The 18,829-nt window shown below is 57.4% G+C and carries 16 protein-coding genes; 9 read left to right on the forward strand and 7 right to left on the reverse strand.

Annotation, left to right across the window (positions count from 1 at the left end; translation table 11 throughout):
- The coding region (locus AAAB35_RS17895) for an SDR family oxidoreductase (protein ID WP_340669629.1) at positions 1–352 on the reverse strand (352 nt) is incomplete at its 3' end.
- Between the two features lie 363 nt (positions 353–715).
- On the opposite strand from AAAB35_RS17895, the gene AAAB35_RS17900 reads away from it, so the two are divergent.
- The 4 genes from AAAB35_RS17900 (at position 716) to AAAB35_RS17915 (ending at position 4,835) form a co-directional block, all read left to right on the forward strand.
- Positions 716–2,035: an alpha/beta hydrolase gene (locus AAAB35_RS17900; protein WP_340669630.1), complete on the forward strand. Its 1,320-nt coding sequence runs from the start codon at positions 716–718 to the stop codon at positions 2,033–2,035.
- Positions 2,036–2,264: 229 nt separating this feature from the next.
- A complete protein-coding gene (locus AAAB35_RS17905; protein ID WP_340669657.1) occupies positions 2,265–2,387 on the forward strand; it encodes a hypothetical protein in 123 nt (40 codons plus the stop codon).
- A 403-nt stretch (positions 2,388–2,790) separates the two neighbouring features.
- The gene (locus tag AAAB35_RS17910) at positions 2,791–4,182 is read left to right on the forward strand and encodes a sensor histidine kinase (RefSeq protein ID WP_340669631.1); all 1,392 of its coding nucleotides are present in this window, start codon (positions 2,791–2,793) and stop codon (positions 4,180–4,182) included.
- On the forward strand, positions 4,182–4,835 hold the full coding sequence (locus AAAB35_RS17915; protein WP_340669632.1) for a response regulator transcription factor: 654 nt from the start codon (positions 4,182–4,184) through the stop codon (positions 4,833–4,835). Before AAAB35_RS17910 ends, AAAB35_RS17915 begins: the two co-directional genes overlap by 1 nt.
- 36 nt (positions 4,836–4,871) lie before the next feature.
- Here the strand turns inward: AAAB35_RS17915 and AAAB35_RS17920 are convergent, their stop codons facing one another.
- Positions 4,872–5,630 carry a hypothetical protein gene (locus AAAB35_RS17920; RefSeq protein ID WP_340669633.1) on the reverse strand — a complete coding sequence of 253 codons (759 nt, stop codon included), beginning with the start codon at positions 5,628–5,630 and terminating at the stop codon, positions 4,872–4,874.
- Between the two features lie 397 nt (positions 5,631–6,027).
- Between AAAB35_RS17920 and AAAB35_RS17925 the strand changes: the two genes are divergently transcribed.
- A complete protein-coding gene (locus AAAB35_RS17925; protein WP_340669634.1) occupies positions 6,028–6,687 on the forward strand; it encodes a sugar transferase in 660 nt (219 codons plus the stop codon).
- Between the two features lie 417 nt (positions 6,688–7,104).
- Here AAAB35_RS17925 and AAAB35_RS17930 read toward each other — a convergent pair whose 3' ends face one another.
- The 5 genes from AAAB35_RS17930 to AAAB35_RS17950 all read right to left on the reverse strand — a co-directional run bounded on the left by AAAB35_RS17930 (position 7,105) and on the right by AAAB35_RS17950 (position 13,658).
- Complete coding sequence (locus AAAB35_RS17930; RefSeq protein ID WP_340669652.1) at positions 7,105–8,886, reverse strand: ABC transporter ATP-binding protein; 1,782 nt, start codon at positions 8,884–8,886, stop codon at positions 7,105–7,107.
- 4 nt (positions 8,887–8,890) lie between these two features.
- Positions 8,891–9,853 carry a glycosyltransferase family 2 protein gene (locus AAAB35_RS17935; protein WP_340669653.1) on the reverse strand — a complete coding sequence of 321 codons (963 nt, stop codon included), beginning with the start codon at positions 9,851–9,853 and terminating at the stop codon, positions 8,891–8,893.
- A 78-nt stretch (positions 9,854–9,931) separates the two neighbouring features.
- Positions 9,932–11,038, reverse strand: coding sequence for a glycosyltransferase family 2 protein (locus AAAB35_RS17940; protein ID WP_340669635.1), 1,107 nt, complete (start codon positions 11,036–11,038; stop codon positions 9,932–9,934).
- A 13-nt stretch (positions 11,039–11,051) separates the two neighbouring features.
- Positions 11,052–12,227, reverse strand: coding sequence for an acyltransferase (locus tag AAAB35_RS17945; RefSeq protein WP_340669636.1), 1,176 nt, complete (start codon positions 12,225–12,227; stop codon positions 11,052–11,054).
- 483 nt (positions 12,228–12,710) lie between these two features.
- Complete coding sequence (locus tag AAAB35_RS17950; protein WP_340669637.1) at positions 12,711–13,658, reverse strand: LysR substrate-binding domain-containing protein; 948 nt, start codon at positions 13,656–13,658, stop codon at positions 12,711–12,713.
- A gap of 120 nt (positions 13,659–13,778) precedes the next feature.
- On the opposite strand from AAAB35_RS17950, the gene AAAB35_RS17955 reads away from it, so the two are divergent.
- The 4 genes from AAAB35_RS17955 to fba are packed head-to-tail and all read left to right on the forward strand — an operon-like array spanning position 13,779 to position 18,827.
- A complete protein-coding gene (locus AAAB35_RS17955) occupies positions 13,779–14,828 on the forward strand; it encodes a class 1 fructose-bisphosphatase (protein WP_340669638.1) in 1,050 nt (349 codons plus the stop codon).
- A 12-nt stretch (positions 14,829–14,840) separates the two neighbouring features.
- Entirely contained in the window at positions 14,841–15,713 is an 873-nt protein-coding gene (locus tag AAAB35_RS17960; protein ID WP_340669639.1) for a phosphoribulokinase, read from the forward strand.
- Between the two features lie 10 nt (positions 15,714–15,723).
- The gene (gene tkt, locus AAAB35_RS17965) at positions 15,724–17,742 is read left to right on the forward strand and encodes a transketolase (protein WP_340669640.1); all 2,019 of its coding nucleotides are present in this window, start codon (positions 15,724–15,726) and stop codon (positions 17,740–17,742) included.
- A gap of 5 nt (positions 17,743–17,747) precedes the next feature.
- A complete protein-coding gene (gene fba, locus AAAB35_RS17970) occupies positions 17,748–18,827 on the forward strand; it encodes a class II fructose-bisphosphate aldolase (protein WP_340669641.1) in 1,080 nt (359 codons plus the stop codon).
- Positions 18,828–18,829: the final 2 nt, after the last annotated feature.

The raw sequence follows: 18,829 nt of genomic DNA on the forward strand, positions 1-18,829 counted from the left end.
TGAGCCTCTCCTGGGCAAGTTTGGCCCTGAAGTATCCGTTCTCCGGCAGCCGTTCCGTTCCCACGATGGATAGAGCAATATGGTGCTTTACGCCCGCATTGGCTTCGGCGGCGAGCAGGTTGCGACCGGATGTTTCGAAGAATTCGAGGACGGCCTTGTCTTCCCATGAAGGCGCGTTTGCCAGGTCAACGACAACCTCCGCACCGGCCAGCGCTTCCGCAAGGCCTTCACCTGTGATGGTGTTGACGCCGGTGTTTGGCGACACGGCGAGGACTTCATGGCCTTTATTGCGCTGACGTATGGCGGTCTTGGACCCAATGAGCCCAGTACCACCGATAATGACTATCTTCATGACGGGATCTCCCTACATTGTGGCCCTTCGGGCCAGACTCGATCGCTTTGGAAAGTGTCTGAGGAGACAAAATCATACTATCGTGCACGGGTCGTAAGGCTCTAATCGATGGGTTTAGGCGACCGATCCTAAGTCATAGGAGCGACATAAGGATGCAGGGTTGTCTTCAGCGCTGCGTCGGCACGGCCGCGAGCGACCCCGTCTCAGCTGTACAGGCAGTGTACCATCGATTTTCAGTGGGTCAGCGCCCAAAAACCACCGTTATCGGGCATCGCTTTAAACCACATAGTTATCGAAGTGGCCTAAATACGGTATTAGCAAACGCCTGCCTTCATTTCACGGCAGGCGGCAGCGGGGAGGCGCATGGCGCAGAAAGGATCAATAAATCTTTGTCGGGCAATGGCAGGGCTGCTCTTGCTTGTCTACCTTGCTGGCTGCGCCACCCCGCGTACAGAGGTTGCAACGCTGCCTGTCACTGCTTCGCCGGCTTCGCAAAGCACCCAGTCCGTTCGATACCGCCAGAGTTCCGGGGCTTCCGACCTCCTCTACGTTACCGACCGGGCACCTGTAACTGCTTCGGACAAAACGTTGTCCTACGGTGCGGAAAGATCGATATCCTTGAGCTTCGGATCAGTGTCGATCACCCCGGCGCCCAACTCGTCCTCGAGCAAAAACAAGTTTCGCGTCGGAGCGATTTCCGAGACCGGACGGTTTCCGGCGACACCTTACGGCGTGGTGGCGACGGCGAGCGGGCCACACCGAACGCCGGCGGCAGTCGCGGCCCATGAGCAGGCCGCTGCATCGCTCCAAGCTGAAGTTTCTCGTCGTCTTGCGGCATCCGATCGTAAGGAAGTCGTGATCTTTATTCATGGATACGGCAACAGCTTCGACGATGCCGCGCTCGCCACAGGCGAGATTTGCAGGACGCTGCAGAACCAGTTTGTCTGCATTGTCCTGACATGGCCTGCCGGGGGCTCCCGCGGCTTCTTCTTTGGCTACAACGTCGACCGCGAGTCGAGCGAGTTTGCAGTCGTGGACCTCAAGAAAGCTATTCGCATCATCGCCGAAAGCAATGGTGTCGAGCGACTTCACCTTCTGGCGCACAGCCGCGGAACCGATGTACTCGCGAGTATAGCCCAGCAACTCGCCATCGAAGCCTATGTCAGCCGATCCTCGCTTTGGCAGCGCTACAAGATCGCGAACGCGGTGTTTTTCGCTCCCGATATTGATCTCGATGTGGCTTCTTCCAAGTTGTTCGCGTGGGTATCGGACCCAGACCTTGCCTTCGGCAGCAAATCAAGCCCAAGCGCGTTCCCGCCTCAAGGCCCTATGCATCTCACGGTTTATTCCAGTCCTAGGGACAAAGCGTTGGGGGCATCAACGCTGCTCTTCGGCAGCGCCTTGCGGCTGGGGCAGCTCGCTGTCGGCGGGATTCCCAAGGACAGGAGCCAAGCGGCGTCCCAATGGGCGGGGTCTCACATGGGAGGGCTGGTCGATTTCATCGAGTTTTCGGGCGGTGGCGGGTTCATCGGCCATAGCTATTACTTGTCCGATCCGGCTGTTAAGGCGGATTTGGTTGCGCTCATCCGCGGCAGGGTGAAGGCCGGCGATCCCCCTCGCCAACTCGTCGAAATAGAACGACCTTTCTGGCGACTATCGGATGTCCAGGAGGCCTCGCGATGATGGTTCGTTTCCATTGTCAGTAGAAAAACTATCGATGACCGATACGCTTGGCAAACTCCCGTCGTTAAACGGCCTGAAGGCAGCTGTGACGCTGGCTTCGTCACTTGCTGTTTCGTTGTAAACGGCAACGCGAATGACCGCTATTGGCGGATACTGTTGAAAAACTCGTCATTGCAGGTACTTGGGACGCATGATTAAATCCTCTGAGTGATTGGCGAGGGATCAGGCGATGATGGGATTTCAGGCGGCTCCGGCGCAGCTCCTCTATGATTTCAGTCTCGATGAGCACGTGCCGACCGACCATCTTCTGCGCCGGATCGACAACCACCTCGACCTTGCTCGTAGCAGTTGATGCCGACGTGATGACGCCAGATTAATAGGTCCTGACCCTAGTTGGTGGGGCGCACAGAGAAAAAGCCATTTTGCCACTTGATGGTGGTGTCGCAAGAATCCGGCAGCTCATGGATATCTCTGGCGAGGCCTTGACCATGTACAATTGCACGATAGCAGACATTGCGGTAACGGTGACCACGCGACATATCACGGTAGATCGAAAAACGGTGGCTCGCGACCGCTGGCGGCGTGACAATGCTACGACCGCACAGGCACTCAGAGGTATAGCTAACCGCAACCATTCCAGGAACACTCGAGATCTAATGGAGATAAACAATGAAAGGATCGGGTTGTCGGTGCCTCCCTAACGTTCGATTATCGCCTCGATCAAATGGCTTTGGGCAAACCCTTCAAACACAGCCATGAATCTGCTGACCCCCTGGAATTCCCAGTCTCTTGCAAAGCAGTTTCTGCTCATCGGAGGGTTAGTCTCGGTGGGCGCGATGATTTTGATTGGCGCTTTTGTGGCGGGCCTGATTGAAGCTGCCGTTACACGTAATTCGGCGGCGGCAACCGCCTTGTACGTGGATAGCGTTGTCGCTCCCATTCTTCCCGACATGCAATCCACTCAGGTACTCGACGAGACGGTTACGCATGCGTTGGATGAGACGTTGGGGCAGGGGGCGTTGGCTAGCAGGCTCATGTCTTTCAGGCTCTGGCGAAGCGACGGCCTGGTTCTCTATTCCAATGACAAGAGGCTTATGGGCAAGCGCTTCGCCCTCACCGATGACCTGAAGACAGCGTTTGCTGGCAGGATGGTCGCTAATTTTAACACCATCGACGATGTGGAAAGCCAAGCTGAGGGGGCGAGCCGCAAGCCGCTTCTGGCGATTTATAATCCGGTTCTCCAACCTTGGTCGGGCAAAGTGGTCGCCGTATCGGAATTTTATGAGATCGCTGACGAATTTCAGCACAGTTTGGATCAGGCGCGCCTGCGCAGCTGGCTTGCCGTTGCCTTCTTTACACTCGCTTTTTTTCTGGTCTTGTCAGTTATCGTGTTCCGCGCAAGCAAGACCATCGACGACCAAGGCCGGGACCTAAAGCAACGGGTGAGCGAGCTTTCCGATCTGCTCATGCAAAATAAGATGTTACATGCGCGCGTCCAACGCGCCTCTCAACGTGCTGCTGCACTGAACGAAAACTATCTCAGGCGCATAGGGGCGGATATTCATGATGGCCCCGCACAACTCATGGCGTTCGCTGCGCTTAGGTTGGACAGCGATGTTCTTGTTGATCCTGCCGTCTCGGAAGAAACGCGCGAGGGCGAAGTGATGGCGATAAAGGAAAGCCTAGACGAGGCGATGCGTGAAATCAGGAACATCTGCAACGGCCTTGTGCTGCCACATATAGAGTCCGCTGATTTGCCGGAAATCATCCAACGTGCGGTCAAAGCCCATGAGTATCGTACCGGGTCGAGCGTTGACTTATCGATATCGGGCACGCCGGTGCAGCTCGAACCTTCGGCAAAAATTTGCATTTATCGCTTTATACAAGAAGCTTTGAACAATGGCTTTCAGCATGGCGGAGGCATTGAACAACGGGTTGTGGAAACTTTGCGGGGCAAGCGCGTTGTAGTCGATGTCGCTGACAGCGGGCCGGGATTCGATCCCGCCGCTGTCTGTCGCACCAGTATTGGACTTGCCGGCCTAAGAGACCGAGTGGAAAGCCTTGGGGGCCATTTCACAATAGAGTCTTCGCCACGAGGGACTCGGGTGCGGATGTCACTGAATTTGAACGGACTGGAGCAGGCGTAATGACCGGACTACGTATTGCAGTGATCGATGATCATCCGTTATTCAGGGAGGGGGTCACGCGCAGCCTCGGTGAAATCAACGGCTTCCAGATCGTTGGAGAAGGCTGCACGAAGGACGACGCGATCCGGATTGCCCGTGATCACCGCCCAGACCTCATTCTAATGGACATCTCTATGCCAGGCGGAGGGCTAGACGCGATCTCGCCGATCCTCGAGCATTTCCCCGACCAAAAGATCATCATGCTGACTGTGTCAGAGAGGAGTGACGACGTTACGAAGGCTCTGAACAGCGGCGCGAAAGCATATGTCCTCAAAGGCGTCGGCTCACGGGCGCTGGCCGAAATAATCCGAGCGGTTGCCTCTGGCGAAGGTTACGTTTCTCCGACCCTATCGGCCCGAATGCTCTCGGATCTGTCATCCATATCCAACGCGCCCAATGAGACGGATCCGATCTCCGAACTCTCCAGTCGCGAATATGAGGTCTTGGACCTTGCTGCGGCCGGATTGAGCAACAAGCGGATTGCGCTCAAGCTCGATATTCACGAAAAAACTGTAAAGCACCATATGGGGCGCATATTTGCGAAACTTAACGTCACAAACAGGACAGAAGCCGCGATGGCACTGCGTGACGCTGGTCAGGATCGCTTGGTATAATTGGTCAATGCATGGGCGCACCCAGCGTGCAAAAGATCAGCGGGCGAACGATTGTAATCTCGATTGATCAGCGTTTGTTGCTGGGCGGTTAATGATTGTGCGCCCCTTCGCATCCGTCATCGTGTAGCGCCCGGCTTCGATCCTTTCGCTCATTCCATTCGTGTGACGAACTTCAATCGAAGAGCCGTCAACTTCCACGTTTTCGCGGGTAACGGGTTGATTGACCGTGGTACCCTTTTCATCGCCGCTCTGGCTCGCATTGTCGCTTTTTGCGCCCTTGCCGTTATTACCTTTCCCGTTCCCTCCACCGCCGCTCCCATTGTTGCCACCGTTGCTATTGCCTGCGCCGTTGCCGCCGCTATTGCCTGCGCCCTTGTCGCCGCTATTGCCTGCGCCCTTGTCGCCGCTATTGCCTGCGCCCTTGCCGCCGCTATTGCCTGCGCCGTTGCCGCCGCTATTGCCTGCGCCCTTGCCGCCTCCATTGCCGCTACCCTTGCCGCCGTTATTGCCTCCATCATCTGCCCACGCCGATTGTGGGTGCAAACTCAGATATCGACCATCGAAGGTGATCTCAATGGACGTCGCAACCAATGCCGCCGCTACGAAAGCGCTACAAAGAACGCGAGCCAGTTTAAAACGGGTAAGCATACATATGCCTCCTGGAAGTCTGCCCTCATAAAAGACGCAAGACAAAGGAAAGGTTTGGTCTTTATTGCGGCTCAGGCAACCGCAGTCGCAGAAGTGGCCTGCCTCAAGAGGCTCCCACAAATTCGGCACGTCGCCCTCGCGTATCAACAGTGCCGTTCCATAGCAAACGATTGCCTGGCGGTATTCCGACTTTGGTCTGATTATCGATTGTCATAGGTCTCATCCTTTGCTGGTCAGAAGTCCGAGGAGGAACGTGACCGCCTTGGGGCATTTGGAGCGAACCGCTCTGTGGAGCGATACGGCGTTGCGTGCAATTGACCAGGTCCGTCGAACCGGCCTCTTCAATGCCGCACAGCAATCAGACTTTGGTCTGATCTCGAACGTGGCATAAGTCCGACGCTTCCTAGGGCTGAAGCCCAACGGAGGAACGAAGTCGCCAGTCCCGGGTTGGCGTGGGGCATTACCGCGCATATGAAGGGTTGGTTTAGCCATCCAAAACACGAAACGAGCCAGCTTCTTGAGAACAAACTCGAAAGGACTTCTTGTGACGACGAAAATAATTCGAGAATCTGAAGAATTTGAAAAACTTCCCATTGGAGGGCTCTTGAAAAGATCGTTCGATGTGCTCGCCGCGATCCTTGCCCTTATCCTGCTCAGTCCGCTGTTTGTATTGCTTTGCTGTCTAATTAAATTGTCGGATGGTGGACCTGTTCTGTATCGCCATCGGCGCGTCGGGCGCGGCGGGAATGCGTTTAGTTGCCTCAAATTTCGTACCATGGTTCCAGACGGTGACGCCGTCCTTGAAGCCCATTTCGCTGCAAATCCGGAGTCCCGCGCACAATGGGTGGCGGCGCGAAAATTGCAGGTCGACCCGCGCGTCACCAATGTCGGCATCGTATTGCGGAAATTGGGCCTCGACGAATTACCTCAGCTGGTTAACATTCTTCGCGGCGAGATGAGTCTGGTTGGGCCGCGTCCTGTCGTGAAGGATGAGATCGAGCTCTATGGTTCGGCCGCAACCTACTATTTCAAATCGCGCCCGGGCCTGATTGGTGTGTGGCAGATCAGCGGGCATAATGACGTCGATTATGACGAACGGATCGCTTTCGATAAGCATTACGTTGAAAACTGGTCCTTTCAGAAAGATATCATCATCATTCTCAAGACCATTCCCGCCGTATGTGCGTCTCGCGGATCGCACTAACACAGCCTGGTGGCGGCTTCACCGAGAATTTAGGCCGGCAAGTGTTCGGCGATACCGGCTGGTCTATAGTCTAAGTCGAACATGGTGGGGCAATCGCTTCTATCCAAGGCCGACTGACAGCCTCGTCCGCCCACAAACGCAGACTGGGCCGGAGAGAATCGAGTTGTCAGCGCACCTCGCAGCTCCCAACGAAAAACGATTCCGATAAAGAAAAAAGACGGTGAGTTGGGATCTCCCCGTCAAGTTCACGAACCCTTGTATTTTTCGAGGGTGGGTCAGGTCTCAGTAATCCACAAGCAACATAAATTGAGTAGCCGCCGCGTGTGCTACAGGGCCAGTCAAAAACGCGATCCATCGGGCGGGCGGTGAAGGGCTTGGAAAAAGGGGCGATTGTTCAAATGAGGGGCCAGATGCTCGTCAGGCGTTTCCATGTTCATAGAGTTGGTCCATACTCAATGAGGCTACTTCGGCAAATGGAGCCTGGCCCTTCACGCGACCGCCACTTAGGATCACAACATCATCGCAAAATGCAATCGTGCTCCGATGATGGCTGATCACGATCGTTGTACGCCGTCCTGCCCTTGATTTTAGCGTCTCGACAATCGCCGCTTCCGAGAGACCGTCCACAGCGTTTGTGGCTTCGTCCAGAATCAGGATTTCGGGATCGCGCAGCATTGCTCTTGCCAGTGCAATGCGTTGCCGCTGTCCGGCCGACAGATTGACACCCCTGTATCCAACGATCGTTTGATACCCATAGGGAAGGCTTTGTATAAACTCATGTGCCTCGGCTGATTTTGCCGCGCGCTCCGCTTCGACGGCCGTCGCCACGTCTTGCCCGTAGGTGATATTCTCCAAAATCGTACCATCCACCAGTTCCAGGTCCTGGCTGGCCAGCGCAATCTGCCTTCGCCATTGGATGGGGTCGATCTGGCTCAGGGGCACGCCATCAACAATGATATGCCCCTCATCCGGATCCACAAATCTGCACAAAAGGTTTACGACAGTGGTTTTGCCGGCACCTGATCGGCCGATGATTGCTGTCGAGCGGCCGCTGCGGATTTCGAAGGTCGCGCAATGCAACACCGCGGCGCGGGAACCTGAACCAGGGTATTTAAAGGTCACACCGTCAAATTGCATCCGTTGACGTAAGCCTTGGGCCGGCTGCGTGCCCGCTGGAGGCTCCGGCTTGTCAGACGAATCCAGCAACCATCTCACTTCTTCCAGTGACCCGATCCAACCCTGGATCTGGCTCCACGACAATTGCAGGGCACGCATATGCGGCTGCAGCCGGTAAAGGAGGACGATGAATGCGACGATTACCGGAAAACTCACATCCACGTACCAGGCCCCCACGACCACTGCCAAGAAAAGCATCGCATGCAGCACCTCGGTTAGCGGCGGCAGTGCCCCTTGCCGGGTTTGAAGGACAAAGCCAGCGCGGCGAACGGCGTCCGATGCTTTGTCGAAAACCGCCTTTTCACGCTGCTCCTGCCCAAAGATACGGATCAGCCGTCCGGCATGCACGAGATGGAGCATTCGGGATGCAAGTTCGCTATTGAGCGATGTGACACTGCGGCTCGGGTCTTTCAGACTGGCCGAAAGGACGGCGTGCGCCAGTTGGACCAGCGCCAGACCCAGCGCGACGAACAATGTCATCGGCCAGGACAGAAGCAAGAGGAAACCCAGCAGAATGATCGCAGCCGATGCGCTCACAATCGAGGCGAGGACGGTCTGGATGGCATCCGAAGCCCGCCACGATTCATTGGAGATGATATTCAGCAGTCGCCCGGGACTCTGTTGCAGGAAGAACGGGTATCCTATGCTCAGGAGCTGTTGAGAGAGCGCGCTTCGTATCGAGTGGCTCGCTTTCCCATAGATGTATGTCGTAAGCACGGTGTTGGAAAATGCCAAAACGTTCTTCAGCGTGATCAAGGCAAGGACAAGGATCGCGATCACAACGAGTCGTTCTCCATCATCCAGCCCCGATCCAACTTGTTGGAAGACAGCAGAAAGGCCGCCCAATCCCGCGTCATTCGCATGACCAGCAATGATGCTCAGCATGGGGATGACGAGACCGATGCCGGCGCCTTCAAGCGCAGCGCTGCTTAGACCGAGGACGACCACAGCCGAAAGTAGTGGCAATTGCCGCCCCAGCGCGTCTCGCAGCATCTGCGTGCCTGGCAATATGAACTGCAACATCATGTCACCTTAGCTCCAGCGTTGCCTGTTTGTCTTGACGCACCTCTCGGCGACGCAGCCGTTTTGTTAAAAGAAGACCCGCGAACGCGACAGCGCCCAGCAAATTCATGAATACAATTGGCCAGTGCGACAGGTGCAGCTCGGGATCGAACCGCGGACCGCCGAAAAGCTCCTTGCAAGCTGATCTCACGGTCCAACAGAAATGGCGAAGCAGCCATGGCGAGCGTCGGATATGCTTTATGTAGAGCCCCCCATTGCCCAGGCTGTAATTTCGGTGGAGCCTCTCGACATCCTGGCGGGAGCTTCGGCCATGGTGGTGGAAGACAGTCATGTCGGGCACGTACTCGACCGGCACACCGAGCTGAAATGCGCGGATCAGGTAATCGGTGTCCTCAGCGGCTCGCAGAGGCGCACCCGCGCCGAGCAGCTCGTCGAAATGGCCGATACGGGCCGCGACCTCGCGATGCATCGTCATGTTGCAGCCCACCACAAAGCCTCCGGGATGCACGTCGCGGGTAAGACGCGCTCGCGTCGGTGATCGTTTGATCGTGAATGGTAAATCATTGGGGTTGCCGAGCTCAACTCGGCCGCCGCGGATAACCAACCGCTCACCGGTCGCATAATGACGCTCCAAGTCACGGAGATAGTCACGATGGATTTCGCAATCGTCGTCGATGAAAATGACAATGCGGCCCCTCGCATGCCGCAGCCCGGCATTGCGTGCAGCCGCTAAGCCCGGACGCGCTTCGGCAAGCAGCGTGATTGCAATATCCGAGGCGGCGGACACGCCGGTCACATATTCTGGCGTGCTATCTGTCGAGCCGTTGTCGACAACGACGAGTTCGCTCGTGAAGGCGGCGTGGGACCGGCATGCTGCCTCAATCGATCTAATGCAGGCCGCAAGAGCCGCAGCTCGGTTTCGCGTACACACAATGAAACTTGCATGCACCGGCTCATCTGATGCCAAAGGAGCAATTGTTGACAGGGAGCGCGCTACCTTGAAACTGTGTTGGCCGGTCTGGAGGAGTTCGGTATCCATTCTAGCTCAGCCGATTAGGTCATAACGGGGAAGGACGGTCGCAGCGGGCACGGACTGCAGGTGCCGGGATAGCGCATCGAGCCGCCTGTTGGCCGCAATTGAAATGCCACTGAACCACGGCATGTAAGCACCGGGCAGGAGACTATATCGTTCGCGGCGCCGAATGAGCCCCCATTTTTGCGTGCGGGTTAAGAACTCATGCGTTAATTCCGGTCGCTGTTCATCGCTGATGAGTTGATAGAGGAAGTAAAAGAGGTTCATGGTGCCTTCTTCGTAGCTCCGCCGTATCGCCGCGGGCTGTGCGGAGATCTTCTCTTCGAGCCCCAGGATACATTCGGCCACGCGCTGAACACGGTCCGTCGTCACGGCGTCGGCGATGTCCTCGAAGGCGTCAGGATTGTCGATCAAACCTTCTCGCTCGAGATTCTCAGCAACAATCTTCAAATGCGTCTTGCGCATTTGTCGCTTGTGCTTGTTGGTGACGCTTTCGTCGTGGATACGGTAGGCGACCAAACTCTCACCGATCATTGCCGCCAAAAAGCGATGCGTAATCCGCCTGAAAAGGTCGAAATCTTCTGCGTGGACGTAGCGTGGGTCATAGAAAAGCATCTCATCCGGGATGACTTTTCTGTTGTAGACCACGGTCGAGTGCATGAAGATCGTGAAGAACTTCGACAATATCCCTAAACTTGCCCACTGGTAGAGCGGATCAAGCGAGCCCCGCACAATACGGTCGCCGATGAGTGTGTCGATACCCGTCCCGCAAATTGCGAGGTGCGGTCGTTCCTTGAATACCGAAACTTGGCGCGACAGGCGAGCCGTATAGCAGACGTCATCTGCATCCATCCTGGCGATCAGCTCGCCCTTGGCCAGAACCAAGCCCTCGTTCAAGGTCGCAATGAGGCCACGGTTCTCTCGTGAGACGATGGATATACGACCGTCCACCTTCTGGTATCGCTGCAGAATCTGCAAGGAGCCATCCGTTGACCCGTCATCGATCGCGATGACCTCCAGACGCTTGTGGTCCTGATGCAGAATGCTGGCGAGCGCCGCGGCGAGATAGGGTTCACCGTTGTAGACAGGCAGCAGGACGGAGACCAGTGGAGTGGGCATGGTTCACCTGGGATCAGTTCATTGACGATTGAGGGTTTGGGAGAGCGTCGCTGTCATCGATTACATGGTGCAGATAAGCCGGAATCCCCGGGTCTTTCGTCCCGTAAAGCCCTTGAGCGGTGCTGCGCTCTTTTGGAACGACGTAAGGGAAGAAATCTTTTAGCGCGTTGATCCGCTTTTCCAGGAGCAGCCACGAGATCGAAGCGAGCATCAGTGTGCCCGCACCTGCAACGAGGAACCGACCTAATCCTTGCTCCGAAACATTAATGGGTATCCAGGGCTGAGCCTTGACGATCAACGCAAGAACGATCGCGTGAAAAAGGTAAACGCCGTAGCTGATGCGACCCAGGGCAGTCAGTGGCGGGCATTCAGCGAGCCGACCGAGATACCCGCCCAATCCTGCCGAACAGTAGCCGACAATCACCACGAGCGGGACGAGAGGAAGAACCTCCAGCCCGATCCAACGTGCCCAATCCTGCATCACGGGCACCGGCATCGGTCTCAGCCACAACAGAAAGAGAAAGGCGGCGGCGAGCGGCACCCAGCTCATCAACATCCATCGGGGCGAGAGCGCAGTCCTCGATCGCCAGACAGCGAGCAGTGCACCGGATGCCAGTGCGTCCATCGATGCCGGAGGAAGCAGATCACGTGCGAGAGAAGGCGTTCCCGTAACAGGCCAGTAGAAGCGAAATGCCAACGAAAAGAGGATGACGCCGATGCAAATCCGTTCGATCGAACGACGCGGTGCCAATAAAATAATCAACGGCCAGACGATGTAGAACTGCTCTTCGATACTCAGACTCCAGGTGTGACATAAGATCCATGGCGTCCACTCATCGCGAAGGGCATACCAGAAGTTCGAAAGGTAAAACGCGTGCCAGGCAAGCACTCGTTTGGATTGCTCCAGGTTGGCCAGCCAGACGAAGCCCAACATGCCAAAATATGGGGGGAAAATACGCAATGCCCGGCGAATGTAGAACGACCTTAGTGCCGCAACGGGTTCGAATTCTGCGGCCGAGCGCGCCTCCAGGAGAAGCCGCGTAATTAGGAACCCGCTCAGCACGAAGAACAGGCGCACCCCGACGTGGCCCCAATAAGAGCCATCGGCAGCGAAAAAATGCGCATACAGTACCATAGCGACGGCAACAGCTCTCAGACCGTCCAACTGCCGATAATGCACATTCGACATCGGGACCTCTCAGCGTTCAGCTATGCCGGCAAGCTCCTGGACCGGGCCAACTCTCCCATCAGCGACGGTTCTTGCCGAATTGCCTCTCATTAACCCAACAAATTGGCTATCCCGGGGCGTGATCACCTCGCTAGAAATCGAACGGCGCACCTAGCGCTGCCTCGTTCGGCACAGAACAAGGCCGCTTCTATTTGGCCCTGGGCAGAAAGACCAATATACTCGCCTGCCTCCCAAATCCTTCCATATCAAACATATGCCCCACCGTAATCAGACTTTGGTCTGATTACGGTGGGGCATAAGTCGTGCGCGGTCCAATCCAAGTCAGACGTAATAATCCCGATGCCGCCGCCCGCGCCGGTCCGAGCAAGACGGCAATTGCCAGCGCTTGTTGAAGCAGCAAGTCCACGGTATCAAACCGCCGGGGCACGCAATAAGTGCGCAACCTGTTATCCGCCGGCGGCGAGAAAAGAGACCAAGAATGCTCTACCGGTGGATGCTCCCGATATCCGGATAGAGCTTGTCGAAGAATGGCAGGCACTGCGCACCCTTCCGGTTGAGGAATTCCTGAAACGCTTTCATGGCAGGCGATAGTGTCCGGTCCGTGCGCACCACGGAAAACCATTGCCGGCGTATCGGCATGCCGATGACGTCGAGCATAACCAGCTTGCCGACTTCAAGCTCCAGGGCAATTGTGTGCGCGGAGATGAATGCCACGCCAAGCCCGGCCATGACGGCCTGCTTGATCGTTTCGTTCGAGGACATCTCGGTTCCGAGATCGTCAAGCCTGCCAGGCAACTCGCTCAGGAAAATCTCAAGCGAAATGCGTGTTCCCGATCCAGGTTCGCGAACGAGAAAATGTTCCTGGGCAATGCGTTCCTTGGTAATGTCGCGGCGTTTTGCCAAGGGGTGGTCCGGGGCGGCGATCACCACGAGGGGATGATCGCCGAAGACAGCCGAGCGCAGCGGGATGTCCTTCGGGGGCCTGCCCATCAGCGCGATATCGACCTCGTGGCTCTTGAGGCTGGCGATCGTCTCTGCCCGATTGCCGATCAGGAGCTTGATGGCGATATCCGGATGCTCATTCCTGAACGTCGCCATCAGGCGCGGCGCGAAATATTTCGCCGTTGACACGACGCCAAGGGTAAGACTGCCGACCCGCACGCCCTTGATCGCATCGATCTCGTCGTCAAGGACACGCAGCCGCTCTTCGATCATCTGCGCGGTATCGAGAAATGCCAGGCCGGCGGCCGTGGGACGCAGTCCGTCGTTGGTTCGGTCGAAAAGTGCCACCTTGGCTTCTTCCTCGACGAGCTTCATCTGGATCGTAACGGCTGGCGGTGTCAAACCGAGCGCATTTGCCGCCGCAGCGATCGTGCCGTGCTTCATGATGGCCTGGATGGCCCGCAATTGCTTGAGGGTAAGATTGCGCATGGGGTAAATTAAAATAATTTAGTCAATCAGTAAATATATTAAATTTTACTTACGAGCGCGAAGCTGTTTCCATCACTCCGAAGCTTGACACGGGAGAGACGTCAGGCACGGGAGGATGCGATGAGCACGGCAACACTGGACGCCTTTCTTGGGTCCTATTGCGAAAAGGGCGACGAGATCCGCACCGCGGTTTCGGCTGTCGTGCGCCACCTTTCGCTGACGGCTGTGAAGGTGCGCAACACCGTCAATCAGGGTGCACTGGGGAAGGCATTTGCCAAGAGCCCGGGCAATAGAAATGCCGGTGGCGATACGCAGAGGGAACTCGACATCCTTGCCGACGACATGTTCATCGAGGCAATGCGCCAGGCGCCGGTGGCCATCTACGGTTCGGAAGAACTGGAGCACCCGGCAATACTCAATCCGGCCGCGCCGCTGGCGTTGGCGATCGATCCGCTCGACGGTTCTTCGAACATTGACACCAATGTCTCCATAGGGACGATCTTCTCCATCCTCCCGGTGGCTGGTGAACCGGACAGCGAGCCTGACGCGTCCTTCTTCCAGAAGGGCGAGTGTCAGCTCGCTGCCGGCTTTTTCATCTATGGGCCGCAACTCGCGCTGGTGCTTACCCTCGGCAGCGGTACGCATGTTTTCGTGTTCTCGTCCCGGCTCGGTACATTCGTGCAGGCCTATGAAAGCATTGTCATTGCCGACCGGGCTCACGAATTTGCGATCAACACTGCCAACTACCGCCACTGGGACGAGGCAGTGCGTCTCTATGTCGACGACTGCCTGAAGGGCAACGAAGGCCCGCGTGGCCGCGATTTCAACATGCGATGGGTCGCCTCGCTCGTTGCCGAGGCATATCGTATCCTCGTGCGCGGCGGCGTCTTTCTTTATCCGGGCGACCGGCGCAAAAGCTACGGCGAAGGACGCATCAGGCTCGTTTACGAAGCAAATCCGGTCGCCTTCCTCATTGAACAGGCAGGCGGCGCGGCGACCGACACGCAAAATCGCATTCTCGCCATCACCCCGAAAAGCATGCATCAGCGGGTTCCGCTGGTGTTCGGTTCAGCGCGGGAAGTTGCCCGGATCGGAAGGTATCACACCCAGCCGAGCAGTATCGGTGAGCGCGCGCCACTCTTCAGCAATCGCGGCCTGTTCAGGGCCTGATGGGAGACGACCATGTCAGCAAAGCACCCCATCATTTCAATCACGGGCTCTTCAGGCGCAGGAACCACGTCGGTCAAGCGTATCTTCGAACTGATTTTCCGCCGCGAGGAGATCGAAGCTGCTTTCATTGAAGGCGATGCGTTCCACAAGTATGACCGCAACGCCATGAAGGAGAAGGTCGCAGACGAGGAGCAGCGTGGCAATCCGAACTTCACGCATTTTCATGTCGACGCCAACGAACTTAACAAGCTCGAGGAGGTGTTCGAGGAATATGGCCGACGCGGTACAGGCCAGACCCGCACCTATATCCATGACGATGAGGAGGCAAGGCTCTACAATTCGCCCGCCGGTACTTTCACGCCGTGGCGCAACTTTCCGCCAAGTGACCTTCTGTTCTACGAAGGGCTGCATGGTTGCGCGGTGACCGAGGAGGTAAATCTTGCGCGGCACGCGGATCTGAAGATTGGCGTTGTACCCGTCATCAATCTGGAATGGATCCAGAAGATCCATCGCGACCGGGCCACGCGGGGCTATTCGACCGAGGCGGTGATGGACGTCATCTTGCGCCGCATGCCGGACTATGTCCGCTACATCACGCCCCAGTTTACCTTGACGGACATCAACTTCCAGCGCGTTCCCATCGTCGATACGTCCAATCCCTTCATTGCGCGCTGGATACCGACCCCGGACGAATCGATGCTCGTCATTCGCTTTGCGAGGCCCCGCGGCATCGATTTTCCCTACCTGCTGTCGATGATCCATGACTCCTTCATGTCCCGGGCCAATTCGATCGTCGTGCCTGGAAACAAGCTGGATCTCGCCATGCAGCTCATCCTGACGCCATTGATCATGCAGTTGATGGAACGCAAGAACCGAGCCTCGTGAGGAGAAGATGATGAACACACAAGCTTTCCTTCAAGAGACCCCCATCGCCGAGACCATCGGCGAGAGCGATATGGCAAATGCCATCCGTGCGCTTGCCATGGATAGTGTCCAGAAAGCCAATTCCGGCCATCCGGGCATGCCGATGGGCATGGCCGATGTCGCAACGGTCCTGTTCAACCGGTTCATCAAGCTTGACCCCTTGCATCCGCAATGGCCCGACCGGGACCGCTTCGTCCTGTCGGCCGGCCATGGTTCGATGCTGCAATACGCGCTGCATTATCTGATCGGCTATCCCGACATGCCAATCGAGGAATTGCAGCGCTTTCGCCAGCTTGGGGCAAAGACTGCAGGCCATCCCGAATACGGTCACGCCCAAGGCATCGAGACGACGACAGGTCCCTTGGGCCAAGGCATTGCTACGGCCGTTGGCATGGCAATGGCCGAACGGCTCATGCGCGAGCGCTATGGCGAAAACATTGTCGATCACTACACCTATGTGATTGCCGGCGACGGATGTCTCCAGGAAGGGATCAGCCACGAGGCAATCGATCTTGCCGGCCATCTGAAACTGTCGCGTCTCATCGTTTTGTGGGACAATAACGCGATCTCGATCGACGGGCCGACGTCGCTGTCGACGTCCATGGACCAAAAGGCGCGATTCCTGGCAGCAGGCTTTAATGCTTATGAGATCGATGGCCATGATGTCGAGGCGATCGCCGCTGCCATCGCCGCGGCGCGTTCATCCGATCGACCGTCGCTGATTGCGTGCCGAACGATCATTGGCAAGGGTGCGCCGAACCTTCAGGGAACGGAAAAAACCCATGGCGCGCCGCTCGGTGCGGCCGAGATTGAAGCGACCCGGCTTGGCATCGGCTGGCCGCATCCGCCTTTTGACGTTCCGGAGGCAATTGTCGAGACATGGCGCAACGTCGCCCGGCGCGGCGCGGACGAACGGCGCGAATGGTGCGTCAGGCTCGCCGCCTCGCCACATGCAGACACGTTCAAGCAAGCGGTGCAAAAAGAGCTTCCCGCGGCATTGTTTGATGCCCTTAGCGCATTCCGCCGCAAACACGTGAAAGAGGCGACAAAGGTTGCGACCCGCAAGGCATCGGAGATGGCGCTTGGGGTCATCAACGCAGCAACGGATATCACGATTGGCGGGTCCGCTGACCTTACACATTCAAATCTGACGGTGACCCCTGGCCTGCGCGATGTTGTGCCTACGGACTTTTCCGGCCGCTACGTCCACTATGGTATTCGCGAACACGCGATGGCGGCGGCGATGAACGGGATCGCCCTGCATGGCGGCTTCATTCCCTATGGCGGCACGTTCCTGGCCTTTGCCGACTATGCGCGCGGCGCCATGCGCCTGTCAGCCCTTATGGGCCAGCAAGTCATCTACGTCATGACGCACGACTCGATCGGCCTTGGCGAGGACGGCCCGACGCACCAGCCTGTCGAGCATCTTGCCATGTTGCGGGCGACACCCGGCATCAATGTGTTCCGGCCAGCCGATATCATCGAGACCGCGGAATGCTGGGAACTGGCCTTGCGCCACACGGACCGCCCGAGCGTCATCGTCCTGTCACGGCAGAACCTGCCCATGCTCCGCATGACGCATGTGGATGACAACCGGTCGGCCCGCGGCGCCTACGTGCTGCGCGAACCGGCGGAGCCGCGCGCGGTAACACTTCTTGCAACGGGTTCGGAAGTCGAAATTGCCTTAACCGCGGCCGATATTTTGCGCGGGCAGCACAAGATCGCGGCAGCCGTCGTCTCCATGCCATCCTGGGAACTCTTCGAAGCCCAGACGCCTGGCTATCGCCGCTCGGTTCTTGCAGCTGCACCGCGCGTTGCAATCGAGGCGGCGGCCCGCCTCGGTTGGGATCGATGGATCGGCGAGAAGGGCGCATTCATCGGCATGCAGGGTTTCGGCGCCAGTGCTCCGGCCCCCGATCTCTATCGCCATTTTGGCATCACGCCCGAAAACATCGTCGCGACCGTACGCAAACTCGTCAACAAGGAATAGTGATCATGGCTCGAATTACCCTGCGGCAACTGCTCGACCATGCGGCTGAGTATGGCTATGGCGTTCCCGCCTTCAACATCAACAATATGGAACAGGGGCTCGCCGTGATGGAGGCCGCCGCTGCCTGCGATGCGCCGGTCATTCTGCAGGCATCGCGCGGCGCGCGTTCATACGCGAAAGACCTCATGCTCGCGCGCATGATCGATGCGCTCGTCGACATCTATCCGTCCATTCCCGTTTGCATGCACCAGGATCACGGCAATGGCGAAGCAACCTGCCTGACCGCAATCCGGCACGGGTTCACCTCGGTCATGATGGACGGATCGCTTGAAGCCGATGCGGCAACGCCCGCGTCCTATGCGTATAATGTGGAGATCACCCGCCGTGTCACGACAAGTGCACATTGGGTGGGCGTCTCGGTCGAGGGCGAGCTTGGCGTGCTTGGATCGCTCGAAAGCGGCGAGTCGGAGGCCGAGGACGGGCATGGCGCGAGCGGTGTTCTGAGCCATGACCAGTTGCTGACCGATCCGGACCAGGCCGTCGACTTCGTCCTCAGCACCAAGGTGGATGCGCTGGCGATCGCCTGCGGCACATCGCACGGCGCCTATAAATTCACCCGGGCGCCGGACGGTGACATCCTTGCGATGGGCGTCATCGAGGAGATCCATCGCAAGCTGCCCAACACGCATCTCGTCATGCACGGGTCATCCTCCGTTCCGCAAGCCCTGCAGGACGTGATCAACCGGTTTGGCGGCGCGATGCCACAAACCTATGGCGTACCCGTCGAGGAGATCGAGCGCGGCATTCGCCACGGCGTGCGCAAGGTCAATATCGACACCGATTGCCGCATGGCAATGAGCGGACAGTTCCGCCGCATCGCGGTTGAACATCCAGCAGAATTCGATCCGCGCAAATTCCTCAAACCGGCCATGGATGCGATGCGCGACCTTTGCCGGGACCGTTTCGAGCGCTTCAGGACCGCGGGCCAGGGATCGAAAATCAAGGTCATCGGTCTCGACGATATGGCCAAACGATACGCCGCGGGCAAGCTCGACCCGCAGATTGCCGCAGCCAAGGCTGCCTGACT

It is taken from the genome of Phyllobacterium sp. (genome assembly GCF_037994425.1).
In the GTDB taxonomy this organism is placed as follows: Bacteria; Pseudomonadota; Alphaproteobacteria; order Rhizobiales; family Rhizobiaceae; genus Phyllobacterium.

Bases quoted from the DNA above. Each gene is read 5' to 3' on its own strand.
- AAAB35_RS17960 (WP_340669639.1), top strand. From the start codon at position 14,841: ATGTCAGCAAAGCACCCCATCATTTCAATCACGGGCTCTTCAGGCGCA.
- AAAB35_RS17955 (WP_340669638.1), top strand. From the start codon at position 13,779: ATGAGCACGGCAACACTGGACGCCTTTCTTGGGTCCTATTGCGAAAAG.
- AAAB35_RS17945 (WP_340669636.1), bottom strand. From the start codon at position 12,227: ATGTCGAATGTGCATTATCGGCAGTTGGACGGTCTGAGAGCTGTTGCC.
- AAAB35_RS17905 (WP_340669657.1), top strand. From the start codon at position 2,265: ATGATGGGATTTCAGGCGGCTCCGGCGCAGCTCCTCTATGATTTCAGT.
- AAAB35_RS17915 (WP_340669632.1), top strand. From the start codon at position 4,182: ATGACCGGACTACGTATTGCAGTGATCGATGATCATCCGTTATTCAGG.
- fba (WP_340669641.1), top strand. From the start codon at position 17,748: ATGGCTCGAATTACCCTGCGGCAACTGCTCGACCATGCGGCTGAGTAT.
- AAAB35_RS17930 (WP_340669652.1), bottom strand. From the start codon at position 8,886: ATGTTGCAGTTCATATTGCCAGGCACGCAGATGCTGCGAGACGCGCTG.
- AAAB35_RS17950 (WP_340669637.1), bottom strand. From the start codon at position 13,658: ATGCGCAATCTTACCCTCAAGCAATTGCGGGCCATCCAGGCCATCATG.
- AAAB35_RS17910 (WP_340669631.1), top strand. From the start codon at position 2,791: ATGAATCTGCTGACCCCCTGGAATTCCCAGTCTCTTGCAAAGCAGTTT.
- AAAB35_RS17940 (WP_340669635.1), bottom strand. From the start codon at position 11,038: ATGCCCACTCCACTGGTCTCCGTCCTGCTGCCTGTCTACAACGGTGAA.
- AAAB35_RS17900 (WP_340669630.1), top strand. From the start codon at position 716: ATGGCGCAGAAAGGATCAATAAATCTTTGTCGGGCAATGGCAGGGCTG.
- tkt (WP_340669640.1), top strand. From the start codon at position 15,724: ATGAACACACAAGCTTTCCTTCAAGAGACCCCCATCGCCGAGACCATC.